The 20,667-nt window shown below is 74.0% G+C and carries 21 protein-coding genes; 18 read left to right on the top strand and 3 right to left on the bottom strand.

Translation table 11 applies throughout. The features are described 5' to 3' along the window. Positions 1–90: 90 nt before the first annotated feature. Positions 91–993 carry a HipA family kinase gene (locus ACFV4P_RS24365; RefSeq protein WP_380474437.1) on the bottom strand — a complete coding sequence of 301 codons (903 nt, stop codon included), beginning with the start codon at positions 991–993 and terminating at the stop codon, positions 91–93. Positions 994–1,109: 116 nt separating this feature from the next. Here ACFV4P_RS24365 and ACFV4P_RS24370 point away from each other — a divergent pair, with 116 nt between their 5' ends. From ACFV4P_RS24370 to ACFV4P_RS24410, 9 genes are all read left to right on the top strand, one after another. Next, the gene (locus ACFV4P_RS24370; protein ID WP_380474439.1) at positions 1,110–1,550 is read left to right on the top strand and encodes an SRPBCC family protein; all 441 of its coding nucleotides are present in this window, start codon (positions 1,110–1,112) and stop codon (positions 1,548–1,550) included. 119 nt (positions 1,551–1,669) lie between these two features. Further along, entirely contained in the window at positions 1,670–2,833 is a 1,164-nt protein-coding gene (locus tag ACFV4P_RS24375; protein WP_380474441.1) for a glycosyltransferase, read from the top strand. A gap of 234 nt (positions 2,834–3,067) precedes the next feature. Next, complete coding sequence (locus tag ACFV4P_RS24380) at positions 3,068–4,570, top strand: sugar transferase (RefSeq protein ID WP_380474443.1); 1,503 nt, start codon at positions 3,068–3,070, stop codon at positions 4,568–4,570. A gap of 2 nt (positions 4,571–4,572) precedes the next feature. Next, complete coding sequence (locus tag ACFV4P_RS24385) at positions 4,573–5,904, top strand: O-antigen ligase family protein (RefSeq protein ID WP_380474445.1); 1,332 nt, start codon at positions 4,573–4,575, stop codon at positions 5,902–5,904. Next, positions 5,901–7,607, top strand: coding sequence for a lipid II flippase MurJ (locus ACFV4P_RS24390; RefSeq protein WP_380474447.1), 1,707 nt, complete (start codon positions 5,901–5,903; stop codon positions 7,605–7,607). Before ACFV4P_RS24385 ends, ACFV4P_RS24390 begins: the two co-directional genes overlap by 4 nt. Beyond that, on the top strand, positions 7,597–8,385 hold the full coding sequence (locus tag ACFV4P_RS24395) for a polysaccharide deacetylase family protein (RefSeq protein ID WP_380474449.1): 789 nt from the start codon (positions 7,597–7,599) through the stop codon (positions 8,383–8,385). The genes ACFV4P_RS24390 and ACFV4P_RS24395 overlap by 11 nt, the downstream gene beginning before the upstream one ends. Next, on the top strand, positions 8,382–9,635 hold the full coding sequence (locus tag ACFV4P_RS24400; RefSeq protein WP_380474451.1) for a glycosyltransferase: 1,254 nt from the start codon (positions 8,382–8,384) through the stop codon (positions 9,633–9,635). The genes ACFV4P_RS24395 and ACFV4P_RS24400 overlap by 4 nt, the downstream gene beginning before the upstream one ends. Positions 9,636–9,716: 81 nt before the next feature. After that, positions 9,717–10,367, top strand: a complete 651-nt coding sequence (locus tag ACFV4P_RS24405) for a Wzz/FepE/Etk N-terminal domain-containing protein (protein ID WP_380474453.1) — start codon at positions 9,717–9,719, stop codon at positions 10,365–10,367. Beyond that, a complete protein-coding gene (locus ACFV4P_RS24410) occupies positions 10,364–11,542 on the top strand; it encodes a GNAT family N-acetyltransferase (protein WP_380474455.1) in 1,179 nt (392 codons plus the stop codon). The genes ACFV4P_RS24405 and ACFV4P_RS24410 overlap by 4 nt, the downstream gene beginning before the upstream one ends. Here ACFV4P_RS24410 and ACFV4P_RS24415 read toward each other — a convergent pair. Further along, a complete protein-coding gene (locus tag ACFV4P_RS24415) occupies positions 11,519–12,610 on the bottom strand; it encodes a glycoside hydrolase family 26 protein (RefSeq protein WP_380474457.1) in 1,092 nt (363 codons plus the stop codon). The two genes, ACFV4P_RS24410 and ACFV4P_RS24415, sit on opposite strands and share 24 nt — an antisense overlap. A 122-nt stretch (positions 12,611–12,732) precedes the next feature. After that, entirely contained in the window at positions 12,733–13,623 is an 891-nt protein-coding gene (locus tag ACFV4P_RS24420; protein ID WP_380474459.1) for a neutral zinc metallopeptidase, read from the bottom strand. Between the two features lie 189 nt (positions 13,624–13,812). Between ACFV4P_RS24420 and ACFV4P_RS24425 the strand changes: the two genes are divergently transcribed. The 9 genes from ACFV4P_RS24425 to ACFV4P_RS24465 all read left to right on the top strand — a co-directional run bounded on the left by ACFV4P_RS24425 (position 13,813) and on the right by ACFV4P_RS24465 (position 20,640). After that, entirely contained in the window at positions 13,813–14,724 is a 912-nt protein-coding gene (locus tag ACFV4P_RS24425; protein WP_380474461.1) for a hypothetical protein, read from the top strand. 282 nt (positions 14,725–15,006) lie between these two features. Beyond that, on the top strand, positions 15,007–16,605 hold the full coding sequence (gene abc-f, locus ACFV4P_RS24430; protein WP_380474463.1) for a ribosomal protection-like ABC-F family protein: 1,599 nt from the start codon (positions 15,007–15,009) through the stop codon (positions 16,603–16,605). Positions 16,606–16,924: 319 nt separating this feature from the next. After that, complete coding sequence (locus ACFV4P_RS24435) at positions 16,925–17,158, top strand: helix-turn-helix domain-containing protein (protein WP_043912348.1); 234 nt, start codon at positions 16,925–16,927, stop codon at positions 17,156–17,158. 264 nt (positions 17,159–17,422) lie between these two features. Beyond that, entirely contained in the window at positions 17,423–18,223 is an 801-nt protein-coding gene (locus tag ACFV4P_RS24440; protein ID WP_380474465.1) for an enoyl-CoA hydratase/isomerase family protein, read from the top strand. 165 nt (positions 18,224–18,388) lie between these two features. Beyond that, positions 18,389–18,865 (top strand): Asp23/Gls24 family envelope stress response protein, encoded by a 477-nt coding sequence (locus ACFV4P_RS24445; protein WP_380474467.1) that lies wholly within the window; start codon positions 18,389–18,391, stop codon positions 18,863–18,865. A gap of 38 nt (positions 18,866–18,903) precedes the next feature. After that, positions 18,904–19,095: a hypothetical protein gene (locus tag ACFV4P_RS24450; protein ID WP_073814653.1), complete on the top strand. Its 192-nt coding sequence runs from the start codon at positions 18,904–18,906 to the stop codon at positions 19,093–19,095. After that, entirely contained in the window at positions 19,092–19,427 is a 336-nt protein-coding gene (locus ACFV4P_RS24455) for a hypothetical protein (protein WP_380474469.1), read from the top strand. The genes ACFV4P_RS24450 and ACFV4P_RS24455 overlap by 4 nt, the downstream gene beginning before the upstream one ends. Before the next feature lie 65 nt (positions 19,428–19,492). Continuing rightward, positions 19,493–20,014: a DUF6286 domain-containing protein gene (locus ACFV4P_RS24460; protein WP_380474471.1), complete on the top strand. Its 522-nt coding sequence runs from the start codon at positions 19,493–19,495 to the stop codon at positions 20,012–20,014. Beyond that, positions 20,011–20,640, top strand: coding sequence for an alkaline shock response membrane anchor protein AmaP (locus ACFV4P_RS24465; RefSeq protein WP_380474473.1), 630 nt, complete (start codon positions 20,011–20,013; stop codon positions 20,638–20,640). Before ACFV4P_RS24460 ends, ACFV4P_RS24465 begins: the two co-directional genes overlap by 4 nt. The last annotated feature ends 27 nt before the right edge of the window (positions 20,641–20,667 follow it).

Genomic DNA, 20,667 nt, shown 5'->3' on the forward strand with positions numbered 1-20,667 from the left:
ACCGGCCCCGTCCGGCCTTCGGGTCGGGCGGGTGTCGGTCGCTCCGGTCGTGGGTGCCGTCGGCCGGTGGTCGGTTCTGCCGACCGCAGGTCAGTTTTCGGGGGCGATGTGGCGGGACCAGTCCGGCTCCACGGAGGCGAGGCCGGAGCGGTTGGGGACCTGCTTGAGCCAGGCGGGGCGGGCGGCGGTGCGGGCGGCGGCGGCGCGTTCCTCGGCGGCGCGGATCTGGGCCGGGGTGGCGAAGCCTTCGGGCAGCCAGGCGGCCGAGTCGGCGACCCGGGCGGCGAGGTGTTCCACGTACGCGGTCCGGACGGCGGACGGCGAGTCGAAGCCCGGCTCGTCGGCCAGCCAGGCGTCCGGCACCAACGCGGTGACCTCGGCGAGGAGTTCGGGCGTCACCAGGGGCGCGAGCGCGGCGTCCGCGGCGGCCACGTCCGGGCCGTAGCCGCCGAGCGCGTGGCCGCTGAGGTCGTAGCGCTTGTGCACCGAGGCCGCGGCCGAGGACCAGCGGTGGTGGAAGATCAGCCCGGCGCCGTTGTCGATCAGCCAGAGCTTCCCGTGCCAGACCATCAGGTTGGGGTTGTGCACGCTGCGGTCGACGTTGCCGGTCAGCGCGTCCAGCCAGACGATCCGTCCGGCCTCGGCGGGGGAGACGTCGATCATGCCGGGTTTGAAGTCGCGGGCGCCCGGGAGCAGGTCCATGCCGAGGTTGCGGCCGGCGCTGGCCCGCAGCAGGTCCTGGATCTCCTGGTCGGGTTCGTCCGCCGCGACCGCCGGGTCGAAGTCGACCAGTACCAGTGGCGGAACCCGCAGTCCGAGCCGGCGGGCCAGCTCGCCGACCACGACCTCGGCCACCAGCGCCTTGACGCCCTGCGCCGCGCCGGTGAACTTGACCACGTACGTGCCCAGGTCGTCGGCCTCCACCACACCGGGAACCGATCCGCCCGCGCGCAGCGGGTCGACGTACCGCAGCGCCGTCACCTCATCCAGCATTCGCCCACCCTAACGCGAGCCCGTTCCGGGTTTGGCGGGGACAGGTCGCGATGGTTGGCTTGGCGGTGACGCCGAGTGCGGATGCGCAGACGGCCGGACCGAGGAGAAGTGAGCAGATGGGCAAGGTGCACGCCACCACCGGGCGGACGTACGGGGCCGACCCGGCCCGGGTGTACGAAGCGCTGGCCGACTACGCGGTGACCCGGCCGAAGCTGCTGCCCGTGCAGTACAGCGAGTACGAGGTGCGGGCGGGCGGCGCGGGCGCGGGCACCCAGGTGCACTGGAAGCTCCAGGCCACCGAGAAGCGCGTCCGGGACTGCCTGTTCACGGTGACGGCGCCGAGCCCGGACACCCTGGTGGAGACCGACGCCAACTCCTCGATGGTGATCACCTGGACGGTCGCGGCCACCGGCGAGAGCGGCAGCAAGGTCACCGTCGAGGCGACCTGGACCGGTGCGACCGGCATCGGCGGCTTCTTCGAGCGCACCTTCGCCCCCAAGGGCCTGAACCGGATCCACGACCAGGTCCTGGCCAACCTGGCGGCCGAACTCGGCTGAGCCGCACAGCGATTCGGACACCCGTACGGCATGTCAGCCGTGCGGGTGTTCTGCTTCCCCGTACGAGTGAAGTGCGCCCGGTCGGCCATGTCCGCCAACTTAGGCTCCGGGCCGTGCAGATGACGATCCTTCATGTCTCCCAACCGGTCGAAGGCGGCGTGGCTCGGGTGGTGGTCGACCTGGTGCGCGGACAGCGCGCGGCCGGCTGCCGGGTCCTGGTGGCCTGTCCGCCCGGCGGCCGGCTCGCCCAGGAGGCCGCCGCCGCCGGCGCCCGGGTCCTGGACTGGCCCGCCGAACGCTCACCCGGACCCGGCACCGTCGGCGAGGCCTGGCGGCTGCGCCGGATCCTGCGCCGCACCGCACCGGACGTGCTGCACCTGCACAGCGCGAAGGCCGGGCTGGCAGGCCGGCTGGCCGCCCGCGGCTGCGCGCCCACGGTGTTCCAGCCGCACGCCTGGTCGTTCGCCGCCGTCGAGGGCCGGCTCGCCCTGGCCGGCCTGCGCTGGGAGCGGTTCGCCACCCGGTGGTCCCGTTCCCTGCTGTGCGTCAGCGAGCGGGAGAAGGCGGACGGCGTGGCGGCCGGGCTGGTCGCGGACTGGCGGGTGGTGCCCAACGGCGTGGACCTGACGCACTTCACGCCCGCCGACCCGGCGTCCCGGCGGGCGGCCAGGATGACCCTGGGCCTGGAGCAGTCCGTCCCGCTGGCGGTCTGCGTGGGCCGGCTGTGCCGCCAGAAGGGCCAGGACGTCCTGCTGGACGCCTGGCAGCGGGTGCAGATCCGGCTGCCGGAGGCCCGGCTGGTGCTGGTCGGCGGCGGCCCGGACGCGGACGCGCTGGCCGCGCGGGTGCGGACGCTGCCCGACCCGTCCCGGGTGCGGCTGGTGGGCGACGTGGCGGACCCCCGGCTGTGGCTGGCCGCCGCCGACCTGATGGTGCTGCCCTCGCGCTGGGAGGGGATGGCGCTGGCGCCGCTGGAGGCGATGGCGTGCGGACGGGCGGTGCTGCTGACCGATGTCGCGGGGGCACGGGAGTGCGTTCCGCCGGGCGAGCTCGGCCGTTCGGTGGTGCCGCCGGAGAATTCCCGAGCGATGGCCGAACGGTTGGTCGAACTGCTTTCCGATCGGATCGAATGCGAACGGCTCGGCCTGCTGGCGCGCGAGCATGTGGCAGATCATCACGATATCCGGCAAGTAATCTCGCAGGTGGCGGCTATTTACCGGACTATTGTTCGGAGTCGGGTGGTCCCGGTGGGCCGTGCATCGCGTGTCCCGCAGCGATTCTGATCGTTTGTCAGGCCGTGGGAGCCCACCCGCACTGGTGTGGCCTTCCTTCCTGAATGTCTGATTATTGGGCGGGTGGAATGAAATGGCATGTCAGCTGCCTGTGCTGGTAAGGGCGTTCGGTAATGTCTGATTCTGCCTGCTTCGTCCCTTTTTCCACCGGGGAAATGATCGACCGTCAATTGTGGCAGCAGGTGCATACCTGGACGGGTTCACAGCAGGGGAGTTCGTGCGCTGATGAGCATTGACCACGAGAGTGTGCCGCGGTCGGCCGACGTGCTGGCCGGTCCCGGCCGCCACGGTGCCGGACTCCTCGACCGACCGCGGTCCCGGGCGCTGCCGCCCCGGACCTCGGCCGGCGTCGGCCGACACCGCGGCGGGCTGCACTCCCGGGTCGCCCTGCCGCTCGCGCTCGCCGGCGCCGACACCCTGGCGGTCGCGCTGGCCGCCACCGCCACCGCGCCGGACGCCGCCCGGCCGACCGCCACCGCCCTCCTGCTGCTGCCCGCCCTGCTCCCGCTCAACCTGGCCGGCGGCCTCTACCGCAGCCGGCTCAGCCTCTCCGCCCTCGACGAGTTCCCCGCCCTGGCCGCCCGCGCCGCCGTCGCCACCGCCTTCGCCGTCACCGCCGACGCCTGCCTGACCGGCCACTGGACCGACCTCGGCGCGATGGGCCCGATGCGGCTGCTCGCCCTGCTGCTGCTGATGCTCCCGCTCGCCGCCCTCGGCCGCGCCTACGTCCACCACCTCACCCGCCGGGCCCGCCGCCGCCGTCCCAGCCCGGTGCTGATCCTCGGCGCCGGCGAACTCGGCCAGCGGATCGCCGACGTGCTCATCGCCCGCCCCGAGTACGGCCTGCGGCCGGTCGGCTACCTCGACCCCGACCCGGTGCTGCTGCCCCCCGGCGGGCCGCTGCCGGTGCTCGGCGGCCGCGAGGTGCTCGGCCGGGTGCTGCGCCGCCACCGCATCCACCACGTGCTGGCCACCGGCGGCGCCGCCGACGACGCCGCCACGCTCGCCACCCTGCGGCACGCCGCCCGGCTCGGCTGCCAGGTCTGGCTGCTGCCCGGCCTGCGCGAGTTCGACTCCGTGCAGGGCACCGCCGGCGACCACCTGTGGGGCTTCCCCTGCCTGCGGCTCGGCGCCCCCGCGATGCGCCGGCACGGCTGGGTCGTCAAGCGCGCCTTCGACATCGCCGCCGCCGGCCTCGGCCTGCTGCTGATCTCCCCGCTCCTCGCCGCCTGCGCCCTCGCGGTGCGCTGGGAGACCGGCCCGGGCATGCTCTTCCGCCAGCAGCGCACCGGCCTCGACGGCCGGGTCTTCACCCTCCTCAAGTTCCGCACCCTGCGCCCCAGCAACGAGCACGAGTCGGCCACCCGCTGGAACATCGCGCAGGACCACCGGATGGGCCCGGTCGGCAGGTTCCTGCGCAAGACCTCGCTGGACGAGCTCCCGCAGCTGTGGAACGTGCTGCGCGGCGACATGAGCCTGGTCGGCCCGCGCCCCGAACGCCCCTACTTCGTCATGCGGTTCGGCCAGGCCTACCCCGAGTACGCCGACCGGCACCGCGTCCCCGTCGGGCTCACCGGACTCGCCCAGGTCAACGGCCTGCGCGGAGACACCTCCATCGAGGACCGGGCCCGCTTCGACAACCGCTACATCGAGGGCTGGAACCTCTGGCAGGACGCCAAGATCCTGCTCCGCACCGCCGCCCTCGTGGTCCGCCCGGACGGGAGCTGACCGTGGCCGTCGCCCTCCGACTCCCGCTCGCCGCCGCGCGGCCGACCGGCATAGCCGCGCCACGGCCGAGCTGGCTCGCCGCCGCCACCGTGCTGCTGGTCTGCGTCCCCACCGGGGAGAAGGACGTCACCGCCGCCGTCCACGTCACCCCGGCCGACCTGGCCTCGCTGGCCCTGGTCGCGCTGACCGCCGTCGGGCTGCTGCGCGGCCGGCTGCCCCGGCTCGACCCGGCCGCCGCCCTGCTGTTCGGCGCCGTGGTGCTGGCCGCCGCCGTCGCCACCGTGCACTCCGTCGACCAGGCCGCCAGCCTCACCGGCTTCGTCCGGCTGACGCAGATCTTCGTGCTGGTGCCCGCCGCCGTGCTGCTCGCCGTCCGCGACCGGCACGACCAGCGGCTGGTGCTCGGCTCGTTCGTGCTGGCCGCGCTGATCGAGGGCGCGGTCGGCGCCCTCCAGTACCTGACCCGCACCGGCGCGTCCTACACCGGGCAGCCGATCCGCGCCGTCGGCACCTTCGGCGCGCTCGACATCATGGCGATGTCCGGCGTGGTCTCCTTCGGGCTGCTGGCCGCCCTCGCCCTGGCGCTGGCCGAACGCGGCCCCGGCGGCAGCCGGCCGCTGCGCCGCGCGATGTGGGCGAGCGCCGCCTTCCTGGCCTTCCCGCTGGCGGTGTCGTTCAGCCGGGGCAGCTGGATCGCCACCGCGGTCGCCGCCACCGTGCTGCTGCTGCGCGCCGACGCCCGACTGGCCGTCAAGGGCGCGCTGGTCGGCGGGGCCGCCGCCGTGGTGCTGATCGGCGGGCTCGGCCTCGGCGCGTCCGGCGTCACCGAACGGCTCGGCTCGATCGGCTCGGTCTCCGCCGCCCCCGACCAGTCCGTCTCCGACCGCTACGACCTGTGGGCCACCGCCGGCCGGATCTGGCAGGACCACCCGGTGGCCGGCGCCGGACCCAAGGCGTTCCAGCAACTGCGCGACAGCCACGCCCCGCTGCGGCTCTCCTCCGGCAGCGACGCCGCCGACTCCACCATCGGCTTCCAGCGCGAACCGCTGCTCTCCCCGCACAACATGTACTTCCTGGTGCTCAGCGAACAGGGCCTGCTCGGCGTGCTCGCCTACCTCGCGCTGTTCCTGACCCTGCTGCTGGGCTGCCTGCGCCGCGCCGGCGGCCCCGGGTTGGCCGCCCTCGCCCTGCTCTGCTGGGTGCTCTGGGACTTCCTGTACGCCGACATCGGCGGCACCACCACCGTGCTGACCTCCGTGGTGCTCGGCCTCGCCGCCCGCACCGCACTGCCGGGGCCCGCCCACTCCGACTCCTCTGGAGCGTACGGCGCATGACGACCGAACAGCCGGTGGCCGCCGTCACCACGACCGTCCCGGCCCCGCGCGCCGACGGCGACACCGCCCCCAGGGGCGGCTTCCTGGCCAAGGCCTTCGGCGTGACCGCCCTGCTCAGCGCCGCCGGTTCCGGCCTCGGCCTGCTCCGCGACCTGCTGCTGGCCCGCTACTTCGGCGCCAACCAGGGCACCGACGCGTTCCTGGTCGCCTGGACGGTGCCGGAGACCGCCGCGCCACTGCTGATCGAGGACGCGATGGCCTTCCTGATGGTCCCGGCCTTCAGCCTGGCCCTGGTACTGCGCGAGGAACGCCCCCAAGGTCCGGACCCGGTACGGCAGTTGACGCGCACCACGCTGCCCTGGCTGCTGCTCGCGCTGTGCGGGCTGTCCGGCACCGTCGCACTGTTCGCCCCGCAGCTGGTCGACCTGCTCGCCCCCGGCCTGGCCGACCCCCGGCTCGCCGTCACCTGCACCCGGATCACCGCCGTCACCGTCGTCCCGTTCGGCGTGGCCGGCTACCTGGCCTCCGCGCTGCGCGCGCTGCACGCGTTCACCGCGCCCGCCGTCATCTACGTCATGTACAACCTGGGCATCCTGGCGCTGCTGCTCAGCGGCCACCGGCTGCTCGGGGTGCGCTCCGCCGCGCTCGGCGTCGCCCTCGGCAGCCTGCTGATGGCGGGCGTGCTGGTGGTGCCGTTCGTCCGCCGGCTGCACGCCCGCCGCCGGCGCTCCCGGCCGCGCGGCGCCGGGCGCGGACTGGTGCTGATCCCGCTGGCGCTGCTGCCGGTGGCCGCGTTCTCGCTGACCCGGCAGTCCCAGGTGTTCATCGAGCGCTACCTCGGCTCCGCGCTGCCGCCCGGCACCATCTCGCACCTCAACTACGCCGCCAAGGTCAGCCAGTTGGCGATGACCTCGGCGATCCTCATCGTCACGGTGACCTTCCCCGTGGTGGCCCGGGCGATGGCCGCCGGCGACCTCACCGCCGCCCGCGACCGGGTCGAGAAGGACCTCGGCCAGGCCGCCGCGCTGGTCCTGCTCGGCACCGCCTTCCTGCTGGCCTGCGCCCCCGCCGTGGTCGCCCTGCTGTTCCAGCGCGGCGCGTTCGGCCCCGCCGACACCGACGCCACCGCCGCCGTCATCCGGGTGTACAGCTTCGGCCTGCCCGCCCAGGCGATGATCGGCGTGATGGTCCGGCCGTACTTCTGCGTCCGCCCGGTGGTGCGGCGCGCCGACGCCCCGCGCGCCGAGGGCGACCGGACCACCTGGCTGGACTGGTACCCGGTCGGCGCGATGACGCTCGGGCTGGTCGTCACCTTCACCCTCGGCGTCACCCTCACCCCGCAGTTCGGGGCGCCCGGCCTGGCCGCCGGCAACGCCGTCGGGATCACCTTCACCGCGGCGCTGCTGATGCGCGGCCTGATGCTGCGCGGCATCGCGCTGCGCCTCGGCCTGGTGCTCGGCGGGCAGGCCCGGCTGCTGGCCGCCGCGATCGCCGCGGCCGCGATCGGCTCGCTCACCATCCGGGCGGCCGCCGCGCCGCTGCCCGCCGCCCTGCTCGGCGGCGCCACCGTCCTGCTGGTCTTCGCGGCCCTCGGCACGCTGTTCGGCGTCCCCGAGGTCCGCGGCCCGGTCCTGGCACTCCTCGCCAGGGCCCGGCGACCGCACGCCCCCGCACCCGCCGAAGGGAAGCCGCATGGCCGTTGAAACCTGTCTTCCGTCGCAGGCGCTCGCGCCCCGGCTCGCACCCTGGATCCTGATGTACCACTCGGTCGCCGAGGAGGACGAGGACCCCTACCAGCTCACCGTCAGCCCGGAACGCTTCGCCGAACAGATGGACTGGCTGCACCGCTCCGGGCGGCGCGGCGTCAGCGTCCGCGAACTGCTGGCCGCCCAGGCCCGCGGCCGGGAGTCCCGGCTGGTCGGCCTGACCTTCGACGACGGCTACGCCGACTTCGCCCGGCACGCCGTCCCGGTGCTGCGCGAGTACGGCTTCACCGCCACCGCCTACGTCATGCCCGACCTGCTGGGCGCCGCCAACCACTGGGACGCCGAAGGCCCCCGGAAGAAGCTGCTGACCGTCGACCAGGTCACCGAACTCGCCTCGTCCGGCTGGGAGATCGGCTCGCACGGCCTCGGCCACCAGGCGCTGTCCGGGCTGCCGCCCGCCGCGCTGGAACGCCAGACAAAGGAGAGCCGGCACACGCTGGAGGACCTCGTCGGCGGGCCCGTCACCGGCTTCTGCTACCCGTACGGCGCCGTCGACCTGCCCGCCACCCGGGCCGTCCGGGACGCCGGCTACGACTATGCCTGCGCCATCGAGCACTCCTCGCTGACCGGCCGGCACGCCCTGCCGCGCTGCTACGTCGGCGACCGCGACGGCGCCTGGCGGCTGCGCGCCAAGCACGGCCGGCACCGCTGGCGCGAGGCCGTCACCGGGCTGCGCTGGGCCCCGCCGAAGGCCGCCGCGGGGGAGCGGCGGTGAGAGTCCTGCACATCGTCACCGGCCTGCACGCGGGCGGCGCGGAACGCCAACTCGCGCTGCTGCTCCGGCACTTGCCGACCGACCAGCGGCACGAGGTGGCCACCCTCGGCAACCCCGGCACGGTGGCCCGCGAACTGCGCGCCGCCGGCTTCGCCGTCCACCACCTCGGCATGCGCGGCAACCGCGACCTCGGCGTGCTGCCCCGGCTCACCCGGCTGATCCGCACCGGCCGCTACGACCTGGTCCACACCCACCTGTACCGGGCCATGCTGTACGGCCGGCTCGCCGCCCGGCTGGCCGGGGTGAAGCGGGTGCTCGCCACCGAGCACTCGCTTCAGGCCGGAGTGATCGAGGGCCGGCCCACCTCGCCCGGCGTCAAGGCGCTGTACCTGGCCGCCGAGCGGCTCGGCGGCACCACCCTGGCGGTCTCCGGGCAGGTCGCCGCCGCACTCGACGCCTGGGGCGTGCCCGCCCACCGGGTCCGGCTGCTGCCGAACGGCGTGGACGCCGCCCGGTACCGCTTCCGGGCCGCCGAACGGGACGCCCACCGCGCCGGACTGCGCGCCGAACTCGGCCTGCCCGGCGACGCGTTCGTCATCGGCGGAGTCGGCCGGCTGGTGCCCGGCAAGCGCTTCCACGTCCCGCTGGAGGCGCTCGCCGCACTCCCGGAGTCGGCCAGGCTGCTACTGGTCGGCGAGGGCCCCGAGCGCGCCGCGCTCACCGCCCGCGCCGAGCGGCTGGGCGTCCGCGAGCGGCTGGTGCTCACCGGCGAACGCGACGACGTGCCCGAACTGCTCACCGCGATGGACGTGCTGGTCTCGCCGTCCCGCGAGGAGACCTTCGGGCTCGCCGCCCTGGAGGCGCTGGCCGCCGGCCTGCCGGTGCTGCACTCCGCCTGCCCGGCACTCGCCGAACTGCCCGCCTCCGCCGCCCCGCACGCCCGCCTGCTGCCGTCCGAACCCGACCGCTACGCCCGGGAGCTGACGGCGGCGGCAGCCGCCCCGCCCGGCCCCGTCCCGGTGCCGCCCGCCGTCGCGCACTACGACATCACCCGGATCGCGGCCGAACTCGCCGCCCTCTACCGGGAGTCGGCCGGCGCGCTGCCCGGGCCACGGGCCTGTCCGGCCGACGCCGCCGGGCGCACACCGCCGGACCGCCCCGCCCGGACGCCACGCCGGAACGGCCGAACGCACCCGGCGCGCGGCCGCTCCGGCGAGACGCCCGGCCGGGCGTCCGACACCGCACGCTGATCCGGCACCTCGCGCCGATCCGACAGCCCCGGCCGGACCGACCCGGCGACCCCCGTTCCCTCATCTCCTGGAGCCCTCCCGATGCCCGATCTCCGCGGACGCGCCCGCGCGCTGGCCCGCCGCTGGTGGCCGATGGCCCTCGCCGTCCCGCTCGGCGCGGTCGCCGGCGCCGGCTACGCCGTCGTCTCGCACCCCTCCTACGCCTCCTCCGCCTACGTGGTGGTGGTCCCGCAGGGCCAGGGCGAGAACGCCAACGCCGTCAACTTCGCGCAGGCGTACGGCCGGCTCACCGGCCAGCCGCAGGTGCTGATCGGCGCCGCCGCCGAGACCCACCACTCGGTGGCGACGCTGTCGGCGCTGGTGCGCGGCACCACCTCCCCGGACGCGCCGGTGATCGAGATCACCGGCACCGGCCCCCGCCCCGAGGAGGCCGTGCAGAACGCGGCCGCGGTCGCCAGGTCGCTGATCGCGTTCGGCAACGCCGGCAGCAAGGAGACCGGCGTCAAACTCGTCCAACTCGCCGCCGCCGCCGAACCCGACGCTCCCGCCTCGCCGTCCGCCGCCCTGGACACCGCGGTCGGCGGCGCCGCCGGCGTGCTGCTCGGCACCCTGGCGATGCTCACCCGCCGCAAGGGCGCCCCCGCGCCCGCCCCAGCTCCAGCCCCCGCCGCCGCCGGGGCCGTGCTGCCCGCCCAGGCCGAGACCTCGCCGACCGAAGGGGTGTACCGGTGAAACTCCGTCAGCAGACCGCCGGCGGCCGGGTGCCCGCCCAGGCCGACCGCCCCGCCGCCGAACGCGACCGGTGGAGCTCCGAAGTCCTGCGCACCGACGACGCCCTGGAGCGGCACGCCGAGGAGTGGGACGACCTGCACCGCCGCTGCGCCACCGCCACCGCCTTCCAGGCCGCGCCCTGGCTGCGCTCCTGGTGGCAGAGCTACGGCCGTCCCGGCGCGCTGGTGCTGGTGCTGGTCCGCCGCGACGGCCGGCTGGTCGCCGCCGCCGCGCTGCGCCGCCGCGGCCCGTTCGGCGGCCTCACCAACCTCGGCGCGGGACTGGTCGACTTCACCGACGTGCTGCTCGACGACGAGTGCGCCGACCGGGCCGCCGCCGAACTCGCCGCCGCGCTGCCGCTGCGCCGCCCCTGGCACAGCCTGGAACTGCGCGAGGTCCACCCCGAGGCCGCCGTGCAGCGGGTGTTCGCGCACTGGCGGGGCCGCCGCCACCGGTTCGCCGACTCGCTGTGCCAGTACCTGCCCGCCGTCCCGATGGACGAGCTGCTGAAGCGGCTGCCCGGCAAGACCGCGCAGCGCAGCCGGGTCAAGCTGCGCAGGATCGCCCAGGCCGGGGTCGCGGTGCACTCCGCCACCGCCGACGAAGTCCCGGACACCGTCCGCGAGTTGCTGCGCCTGCACCGGCTCCAGTGGCAGGACCGCGGGGTCACCCCCGAGCACCGCACCGAACGCTTCGCCCAGCACCTCACCGAGTCCACCGCCGGACTGGTCGCCACCCGCAGGGCGGCCATACACCGCTTCGAGCTCGACGGGGAACTGCTGGCGGTCAACCTCGTCCTGCTGTGCACCCCGTTCGGCGGCCTCTACATGTACGGCGCGCACCCCAAGCTGCGCGAACGCCTGGACATCGCCGGCCTGCTGTTCGGCGCCGCGCTGGACGAGGTCCGGGCCGCCGGGATCCCGCAGCTGAGCCTGCTGCGCGGCCAGGAGCCGTACAAGCAGCGCTGGCGGCCCGACCGGCTCCCCAACCAGCGGCTGGTGTTCGGCCCCGGCCGGCTCGCCCCCTTCGCGGCCGTCCGGGCGCTGCGGGTGCGGACCAGGAACGCCGCCGTGCACCTGCTGCGGACCAGGCTGCCGAAGCTGAAGGAGACGCTAGTGCGCGCCAGGCTTCGGTGACGGCTTGACCGGCCCGGCCGCCCCCGCCACCCCCGCCGAGCCGGACATCAACTGCCGGTAGACCGCCGCCGACCTCGGGTTGTCCTGGCACTGCCAGAAGCCGTGCGGGCAGTAGTCGGTGACGGTCTGGTAGGCGGTGTCGTGGGTGCGCATCCACTCCACCATCCGCCGCACGTACTCCGGGTTGTCGCCGTTGCGGAACAGCCCCCACTCCGGGTAGGAGACCGGCTTGCCGCGCTTGGCCGCGAACTCCACCTGGTCCTGCAGCCCGTACGGCTCGGTGACGAACTCGTCGAAGGTGGCGCCCGCGGGCATGTCGTAGCTGTCCATCCCGAGGATGTCGACCACGTCGTCGCCCGGGTAGCAGCGCGTCCAGGGGATCGCGTCCAGCCCGCGGGTGGGGGTGAAGTCGAAGGTGAAGTGCTGACCGGGCACCGACCGCATCACGCCGACGATCCGCCGCCAGTAGGCCTTCCAGGCGGACGGGTCGGGCTTGCAGCGCGAGGTGTAGGTGACGCCGTTCATCTCCCAGCCCAGGGTGAGCACGGTGTCCGCGCCGCCCAGCGCGACCAACTTGCGGGCCAGCCGCAGGAAGTGCTGGTCGAACTCGCCCTTGTTGCCGCGGGCGAGCAGGCCGGCCACCTCGTCGTCCGGCAGGTTGGCCTCGTTGGGCACCAGCATCGGCACGCCCAGCACCAGCCGCCGGCCCGGGTCGGCCTGCCGCCACTGCGACCACAGGCCGAGCACCGCCGGCTCGCCCTCGACGTCCTGCCAGCCGTTCCCGGCCAGGTAGGTGTGGCCGACCTGCATGTTGGCGTTGTTCAGCCAGGACGCCATCCGCGCGATGTTCGGGATGTACTCGTTCCAGGAGCCGACGAACGCCCCGAACGGCACCTCGTGCAGAGCCCGTTGCACCACCGGACGGGGCGCGGCGCCGCGCGGCTGGATGGCGTCCGAGGAGAGGACCGCGTGCCGCTCGGTCTGGCTGAGCGGCGTGCCCGAGGGCACGCTCGCGGTCGTCATCAGCAGCAGAGCGGCGGCAGCCAGGGTCAGACGGCCGAGGCGCATGGGCTCACTCCGAACGAGGATCGGTGACAACTCCGGCCCCCGGAGCCTAGCCTGACAAACCGTCAGAAAGGCCGCAGGTCACCCCATCGAGTCATCCGCGCCGGTCCGCCGTACCGGGCCGGTCAGCCGAAGGTGTTGCACTTGTTCGGGTCGCCGCTCCGGTAGCCGGTGGTGAACCACTGGGTGCGCTGCGCGGAGGAGCCGTGCGTCCAGGTCTCCGGGTTGGTGCTGCCGGTGGCGCGCTTCTGGATCCGGTCGTCGCCGACCGACTCGGCGGCGTCCAGCGCCCGCGCGATGTCGTCGTCAGTGAGCTTGGTGATCAGCGGACGGCCGGTGGAGGCCTGCGGGGTGGTGGTGGCGTGGTGCGTCCACACGCCCGCGTAGCAGTCGGCCTGGAGCTCCAACTTCACCGAGGCGCTGTCCGCGCCCTGCCGGTCGTTGCCGACCTTGTTCATCGTGCCGAGCAGCGTCTGCACGTGGTGCCCGTACTCGTGCGCCACCACGTACGCCTCGGCGAACGGCCCGCCCTGGGCGCCGAGTTGGCGGCCCATGTCGTTGAAGAAGCCGAGGTCGAAGTAGGCCTTGTGGTCGCCCGGGCAGTAGAACGGCCCGACCGCGGAGGTCGCCGGGCCGCAGGCGGTCTGCACCCGGTCGGTGAACAGCACGGTCGGCGCGAGCGAGTACTGCTTGCCGTGGTCCTTGAACTCGGCCTGCCAGTAGTTCTGCACGCTGTTCACCACGCCCAGGATCCGGCAGTCCTGCCGCTTGTTGGCGTCCGCGCCGGTCTTGCAGTCGGCGCCCAGCTGGTTCGAGCCGCCGGCGGCGTTCCCGGGCGGCGGCGCGCTGTGCGAGTTCGACGAGCTGAACAGGCCCGGGTCCAGGCCGAACACCAGCGCCACCACCAGGCCGAGGATGCCGACTGCGCCACCGCCGATCGCCAGCCCGCCGCCCGGAATGCCCCGGCGGTCCTGCACCTGCGAGTCGTCGAGCTGGGCGTCGTCGTCGAATTGCATCCCTGTCTCACCTCTGTAACAGTCCATCGGCCGGTCGAAGCCGTACCCTAGCGGGCCGACCCGACCGGAAGGGGTCCCGCCGACGCAGGTGGGACACGGTGGTGTCGGAACCGCACCACGCCCACGCAGGCGGCGTGGCGCGTTCGAATCCAGCTGAATTCCGTCAGGGTCGGACGGTACGCTCCGGCCGTGTCCTTCAATCCGCTGCGCAGTCTGTCGCCCCGATCGGTCCTGCCCGCCGCCGCCGCACTGCTGGTCCTCGCGGCCGGCGCAGCGGCGCACGCCAACCGCCCGCAGCCGTTCGGGGACAAGGTGCTGCCCGGAGTGGCGGACGCCAGCCCCGTCGGCGCGCAGTCGACCGGCGCCGGCGACCTGCAGCTGAGAACCGGCCCCGGCGTGGAGGCCTACTCGCGCACCACCGGCGAGCACCTGTGGTCCTACCGCCGGGACGGCAGCACCGCGCTCCACCTGACCATGGTCGGCGAGGACGCCGCAGTGGTCTGGGACGACGGCATGGTCACCTCGGTCAACCCGGCCGACCACTCGGTGCGCTGGCACCGCGGCGTCCCCGGCCTCGCCGACTGGCTGCGCGCCGACGGCGAGCCCGGCGCGGCCGACCGCACCGACGAGCAGCGCCAGCAACTCGCCGTGCAGCGCGCCGCGACCGTCCTGCACCCGTCCGCCGACCCGAACGCCGACGCGTTCATCACCGTGGTCACCCCCGGCCTGCTGATGGGCTTCCGCGACCGCGACGGCGACCTCCGCTTCAACTCCCGCCCCCCGGCGGGCTGCACCTTCGACCCGGCGCGCACCGCGCAGAGCGACGACGCGGCGCTGATCCCCCGGGTCTGCCCGCCCACCAGCAGCGCCGGCGCCCGCCAGCTGCCCGGCGGCGTCATGGTGTTCTCGCTCACCGCGCCCGGCAACTTCCTCAACACCGGCCCCGACGTGGTGATGCGCGCCCTGGACGGCCACCGGATCGCCGTCGACGACGGCCCGGTGATCGGCACCTGGGTGTACGACACCACCCGCGGCGCGAGGGAGAGCGGCTGCGGCCCGGCGGTGCCGTTCGCGGCGGTCGGCCCGGCCTGCGAGAAGTAGCGTTCCGCGAGACGCGAGCGGATGGGGGCGGGGAACTGCGCGACAAGCGCGAGGCCCGTCCGTGAGGTCGCGAGCACGTGCAGGTCATTGTCCTGCGTCGCGATCTTGCGGTGGGGTGACTTCCGCCTCGCGCAGTTCTCCCCAGCCCTTGCGGGCCGGGAGGTGCCCCCACGCGCCTCGGTTTTCGCACCCGTCGTGCTCGCCCGTCGGGGTGGTTCGGCCCTCCCGTAGACTGGAGCGAATGGCTGAGTGCCATACCCACGTCTAGGAGTGACCCCAGCCATGATTTCCGCGAACGCCCTGGAACTCCGTGCCGGCGCCCGCATCCTGATCGAGTCCGCCAGCTTCCGGATCGCCCCCGGCGACCGTATCGGTCTGGTCGGCCGCAACGGCGCGGGCAAGACCACGCTCACCAAGGTGCTCGCCGGCGAGGGCCTCCCGGCCGGCGGTACCGTCACCAGCTCCGGCGAGGTCGGCTACCTCCCGCAGGACCCGCGCACCGGTGACCTCGACGTGCTCGCCCGGGACCGCATCCTCTCCGCCCGCGGCCTCGACACCGTGCTGAAGAAGATGCGCGAGAACGAGGAGCGGATGGCCAACGGCAAGGGCTCCACCCGCGACAACGCGATGAAGAAGTACTCCCGGCTGGAGACCGAGTTCCTCACCAAGGGCGGCTACGCCGCCGAGGCCGAGGCCGCCACCATCGCCGCCGCGCTCGGCCTGCCCGACCGCATCCTCGGCCAGCCCCTGCACACCCTCTCCGGTGGTCAGCGCCGCCGCGTCGAGCTGGCCCGGATCCTCTTCTCGGACGCCGACATCCTGCTCCTCGACGAGCCCACCAACCACCTCGACGCGGACTCCATCGCCTGGCTGCGGGACTTCCTGAAGACCTACAAGGGCGGCTTCATCGTCATCTCGCACGACGTCGACCTGGTCGAGACGGTCGTCAACAAGGTCTTCTACCTGGACGCCAACCGCTCCGCCATCGACGTCTACAACATGGGCTGGAAGCAGTACCAGCAGCAGCGCGAGGACGACGAGAAGCGCCGCAAGCGCGAGCGCGCCAACGCGGAGAAGAAGGCCGCGACCCTCAACTCGCAGGCCGACAAGATGCGCGCCAAGGCCACCAAGACCGTCGCCGCGCAGAACATGGCCCGCCGCGCCGAGAAGCTGCTGTCCGGCCTGGAGCAGGTCCGCCAGTCCGACAAGGTCGCCAAGCTGCGCTTCCCCGACCCGGCCCCGTGCGGCAAGACCCCGCTCACGGCCGAGGGCCTGTCGAAGTCGTACGGCTCGCTGGAGATCTTCACCGACGTGGGCCTGGCGATCGACCGCGGCTCCCGGGTCGTCATCCTCGGCCTCAACGGCGCCGGCAAGACCACCCTGCTGCGGATGCTGGCCGGTGTGGAGCAGCCGGACACCGGCGAGGTGATCCCGGGCCACGGCCTGAAGGTCGGCTACTACGCCCAGGAGCACGAGACGCTCGACCCCGAGCGCACGGTGCTGGAGAACATGCGCTCCGCCGCCCCCGACACCGACCTGGTGCAGATCCGGAAGATCCTCGGCTCCTTCCTGTTCTCCGGCGACGACGTCGACAAGCCGGCCGGGGTGCTCTCCGGCGGTGAGAAGACCCGGCTCGCGCTGGCGTCGCTGGTGGTCTCCAGCGCCAACGTGCTGCTGCTCGACGAGCCCACCAACAACCTCGACCCGGCCAGCCGCGAGGAGATCCTCGGCGCGCTGCGCACCTTCACCGGCGCGGTCGTCCTGGTCACCCACGACGAGGGCGCGGTCGACGCGCTCCAGCCGGAGCGGATCATCCTGCTCCCCGACGGCGTCGAGGACCTGTGGAGCCCCGCCTACCACGACCTGGTGTCGCTCGCCTGAACCGCGTGTAGACGCCGGATCCGTCGCCGGTACGAGAAGAACTGGTCCACCGTCCACTTCGGGAACGCCCGAACGGGCGCACCCGTTGGCTCTGTACGCCCGGGCCGCCGCTGCCCGGCCCGCCCGGGCTGAGCAGCGGATTCGCTCACCGGAACGAATCACGGAGGGGCGCGCACACCCTCCGTGAGCGCCCTGGTGCGGAGCGAACACCACCGAACGCGCCCGCTTTCCCACGACGGACCTTGTCGAATGGGTGGCCAGGAGCCTTGCAATGGGTGATCATGGGAATCTGACTGATCACCTCTACGAGGAGGCACGGGTGGCCGAGACTCTGAAAAAGGGCAGCCGGGTGACAGGCGCCGCGCGTGAGAAGCTCGCGGCCGATCTCAAGAAGAAGTACGACTCCGGCGCGAGCATTCGCGCCCTCGCGGAGGAGACGGGCCGTTCCTACGGCTTCGTCCACCGGATGCTCAGCGAGTCCGGGGTCAACCTTCGAGGTCGTGGCGGCGCCACTCGCGGCAAGGGCAAAACCGCTGCGGCCGCCGGTTCCTGACGGTCCATCAGCTCCGGCGGGCGGCGCTCGAGCAGCCCGACCGCCCCTGCTGCAACCAGCACGCTGCTCGCAATGCACGACGTTCCACACGGATCGGCGGCCGGGTTCTCCCGAGCCGCCGACCGCCGTTTCCGGGCCCTTGCGTCCGTTAATTCGCGAGCATTCCACCGGCATTCCTGTACGCCGATCCAGTGCTTTGTTACTCTCCAGTAGCCCGTCGGGGTCGGCGGGCGTCCCTGCCCTGTCGCTGGAGGTAGCCCCGCCATGACCACCCACATTCCCGACGCCGACCGCACCGCGTGGGAACAGGCCGGCGTCCGCCTCGACCTCGACGGCGAACTCGCCACCGTCACGCTCTGCGACCCCGAGCGCCGCAACGCCCAGACCCCCGCCATGTGGCGCGCCCTCGCCGCGATCGGCCGCGCCCTGCCCGGCACCGTCCGGGTCGCCCTCCTCCGGGCCGAGGGCTCCTCCTTCTCCGCCGGCCTCGACCGCGCCATGTTCACCCCCGAGGGCATCCCCGGCGAGACCTCCTTCCTCCAGCTCGCGGCCTCCTCCGACGCCGAACTCGACGACGCCATCGCCTTCTACCAGGAGGCCTTCACCTGGTGGCGCCGCGCCGACCTGATCACCGTCGCCGCCGTCCAGGGCCACGCCGTCGGCGCCGGCTTCCAGCTCGCCCTCGCCTGCGACCTCCGCGTGGTCGCCGAGGACGTCCAGTTCGCCATGAAGGAGACCTCCCTCGGGCTGGTCCCCGACCTCACCGGCACCAAGCCCCTCAGCGACCTCGTCGGCTACGCCCGCGCCCTCGAAATCTGCGCCACCGGCCGCCGCGTGGGCGCCGAGGAGGCCGTCGCCACCGGCCTCGCCAACGTCGCCGTCCCCGCGTCCGAGCTGGCCGCGACGGCCGCCGACCTCGCCGCCGCGCTGCTGGCCGCGCCCCGCAACGCCGTGATCGAGACCAAGGCCCTCCTCCAGGGCGCGGGCGACCGGACGTACGACCAGCAGCGGGCTGCGGAACGCGAGGCACAAGCGCGCCGGCTTCGGGACATCGCGGGGATGTAGCGGGCGCACAACCAGGGGTGCGTGGGGGCACCTCTCGGTCCTGGCGGGCCGGGAGGTGTCCCCGCGCCCCTTTTCGTACCCCCTCCGGCGAGCGTGTTGCGTGGCGAAATGTCAGGGTTGGGGTGATTTGCGATATAGCTGGACCCGGACATCAGGAGGCCCGACATGGCGCAGCCCCACACACCCACGCCCGCAGATCTGCAGAAGAACGTGACGGAGACGCAGTCGAGTGGTGAGCGTGGGCGGACGGCGCTCGCGGTGGGGGTGGTGGAGAAGATCGCGGGGATGGCGGCCCGGGAGGTGGCCGGGATCCATGCGTTGGGGTCGGGGTTCTCGCGGACGTTCGGGGCGATGCGGGACCGGGTGCCCGGGGGGAAGTCGAGTGTGGGGCGCGGGATCAAGGCGGAGGTCGGCGAGAAGCAGACCGCCATCGACATCGCGCTGGTGGTGGAGTACGGCGTGGTGATTCCGCGGCTGGCCGCGGAGGTCCGGGCGAACATCATCGAGGCGGTGGAGCGGATGACCGGCCTGGAGGTCGTCGAGGTGAACATCGCCGTGAACGACGTCCACCTGCCGGACGAGCCGGACGAGGAGGAGGAAGAGGAACTCTCGTCCTCCGGGCGGCGCCCGCGGGTGCAGTGAGCTTTTCCTGACGGAGACGGACCGCGAAGGAGCGGCGGATGAACCTGGCGTTGGTGGGTCTGCTCGCCGGCATGGCTCTCGGCTTCGCCGGCTACTTCGGCGGTTTCGCCGCGTTCCTGCTGGTCGCGGCGTTGGGCGCGGTGGGGTTCGTGGTGGGTCGGCTGATCGAGGGTGACCTTGAGATCGGTGACCTGGGCGAGCTGTTGCGCGGCCGGGACCGGCGGCGTTGACGGCGGTCGCCCGCCCGCCCGCGCAGCGCGGCAGTGAGCAGATCGCCGACCGGGTGTACCGCCGGATCGCGGCCCGCGCCGCCGCCGACGCGCTCGCCCCGGCGTGGCGCGGCCGCCCGGATCCGGTGCCGCAGCCGAAGGTGTCGGCGCTCTACGCGCACGGCCGGGTCCGGCTCACCCTGCACGTGGAGCTGCCGTTCCCGTGCGACGTGGCGGCGCTGGCCCGGACGGTGCGGGACGCCGCGTGCGAGCGGGTCGTCGAGCTGACCGGCACGCCCGTGGTCTCGGCCGAGGTGATCGTGGACGGCCTGCACCCGGCGGGGCTGCGGTGAGCGGGTCGACGCGGGTGGATGCGCGCGGCCGAGGCGCCGTGCGGTGGCTGCGATCGGAGCGCGCGGTGGTGACGGCTCTGGTGGTGGCCGTCGTGGTGGTGGCCGCCGGGATGCTGCTGTACGACGTGATCGCGGTGCGGGCCGGTGGGCAGGCACGGCCGTGGCGGCAGGACCTGGCGCACCAGCTGGAGACCCGGCACCTGGACGACCCGTGGGTGCTGGGCTTCGCCGCCGGCGCGGCGCTGCTCGGGCTGGTGCTGCTGGCGCTGGCGTTCCGGCGTGGGCTGCGCGGCTGGCTGGCGCTGGAGCCGCGCGGGACGGCGATGCACCGCAGTGCTGTCGCGGCGATGCTGTCGCGGCGGGCCCAGCAACGTTCCGACCTGCACTCCTGGAAGGTGAAGGTGGGGCGGCGGCGCACCCGGGTGACGGTCGGCGGCACCACCGACCCGGCCGGGGTGGAACGCGACCTGCGGGCCGAACTGGCCCGAATCCCACTGGCCGGCCCGCACCGGCTGGACGTCCGCACCCGGCCCGTCCGGGACCGCCGCCGCCGTAGTGAACTCGCCGAGCTGGAGCCGCCCCGATGAGCCGACGCGCCGTCAACCGCACCGTCCTGGCCGTCGTCGGACTCCTCCTGCTGGTGGGCGGGGCGCTGGTGCTGCTCGGCGGGCTGGACGTGTACCGGCGCCTGGGGATCACCCCGCCGAGCCGGTGGCCGCTCACCTCGCCCGACCAGCCGGTGCTCAGCACCACGAGCCGCACCCGCTGGACCGAGCAGGGCTGGTGGTGGCCGGTGGCGATCGCGGTGCCCGCGCTGGTGCTGGTCGGCGGGCTGTGGTGGCTGTTCTCGCAACTGCGGCGCGGCGGCCCGGCCGGCGTCGACCTGCCGTCGCCCGCCGCCCCCGGGCAGCCGCACTATGCGCTGCACGTGCGCAGCCGCGCCGTCGAGGACGCGATCGAGACGGAGGCCATCGCCCTCCCGGACGTCGACCGGGTCACCGTCCGGGTCACCGGCGCCGCCCGCCGCCCCGAGGTGCACACCGCACTGCGGCTCACCCCCGACGCCGACACCGCCGCCCTCGTCCACGCCTACCGCACCGGCCCGGTCGAACACGCCCGCCACTCCCTGGGCCTGACCTCCCTCCCCGCCGAACTCCGCCTCCGGGTGGCCCGCCCCCGCAAGAACCGCCACAAGACCCCGCGGGTGCGCTGAGACCGCAGGCGGGGGCGGGAGGTACCC

Source organism: Kitasatospora sp. NPDC059795 (assembly GCF_042732175.1).
Lineage (GTDB): Bacteria > Actinomycetota > Actinomycetes > Streptomycetales > Streptomycetaceae > Kitasatospora.

Excerpts from the sequence above, each read along its gene's own strand:
- ACFV4P_RS24365 (WP_380474437.1), bottom strand. The coding sequence starts at position 993 with ATGCTGGATGAGGTGACGGCGCTGCGGTACGTCGACCCGCTGCGCGCG.
- ACFV4P_RS24370 (WP_380474439.1), top strand. The coding sequence starts at position 1,110 with ATGGGCAAGGTGCACGCCACCACCGGGCGGACGTACGGGGCCGACCCG.
- ACFV4P_RS24375 (WP_380474441.1), top strand. The coding sequence starts at position 1,670 with ATGACGATCCTTCATGTCTCCCAACCGGTCGAAGGCGGCGTGGCTCGG.
- ACFV4P_RS24380 (WP_380474443.1), top strand. The coding sequence starts at position 3,068 with ATGAGCATTGACCACGAGAGTGTGCCGCGGTCGGCCGACGTGCTGGCC.
- ACFV4P_RS24390 (WP_380474447.1), top strand. The coding sequence starts at position 5,901 with ATGACGACCGAACAGCCGGTGGCCGCCGTCACCACGACCGTCCCGGCC.
- ACFV4P_RS24395 (WP_380474449.1), top strand. The coding sequence starts at position 7,597 with ATGGCCGTTGAAACCTGTCTTCCGTCGCAGGCGCTCGCGCCCCGGCTC.
- ACFV4P_RS24405 (WP_380474453.1), top strand. The coding sequence starts at position 9,717 with ATGCCCGATCTCCGCGGACGCGCCCGCGCGCTGGCCCGCCGCTGGTGG.
- ACFV4P_RS24415 (WP_380474457.1), bottom strand. The coding sequence starts at position 12,610 with ATGCGCCTCGGCCGTCTGACCCTGGCTGCCGCCGCTCTGCTGCTGATG.
- ACFV4P_RS24420 (WP_380474459.1), bottom strand. The coding sequence starts at position 13,623 with ATGCAATTCGACGACGACGCCCAGCTCGACGACTCGCAGGTGCAGGAC.
- abc-f (WP_380474463.1), top strand. The coding sequence starts at position 15,007 with ATGATTTCCGCGAACGCCCTGGAACTCCGTGCCGGCGCCCGCATCCTG.
- ACFV4P_RS24440 (WP_380474465.1), top strand. The coding sequence starts at position 17,423 with ATGACCACCCACATTCCCGACGCCGACCGCACCGCGTGGGAACAGGCC.
- ACFV4P_RS24445 (WP_380474467.1), top strand. The coding sequence starts at position 18,389 with ATGGCGCAGCCCCACACACCCACGCCCGCAGATCTGCAGAAGAACGTG.
- ACFV4P_RS24450 (WP_073814653.1), top strand. The coding sequence starts at position 18,904 with ATGAACCTGGCGTTGGTGGGTCTGCTCGCCGGCATGGCTCTCGGCTTC.
- ACFV4P_RS24465 (WP_380474473.1), top strand. The coding sequence starts at position 20,011 with ATGAGCCGACGCGCCGTCAACCGCACCGTCCTGGCCGTCGTCGGACTC.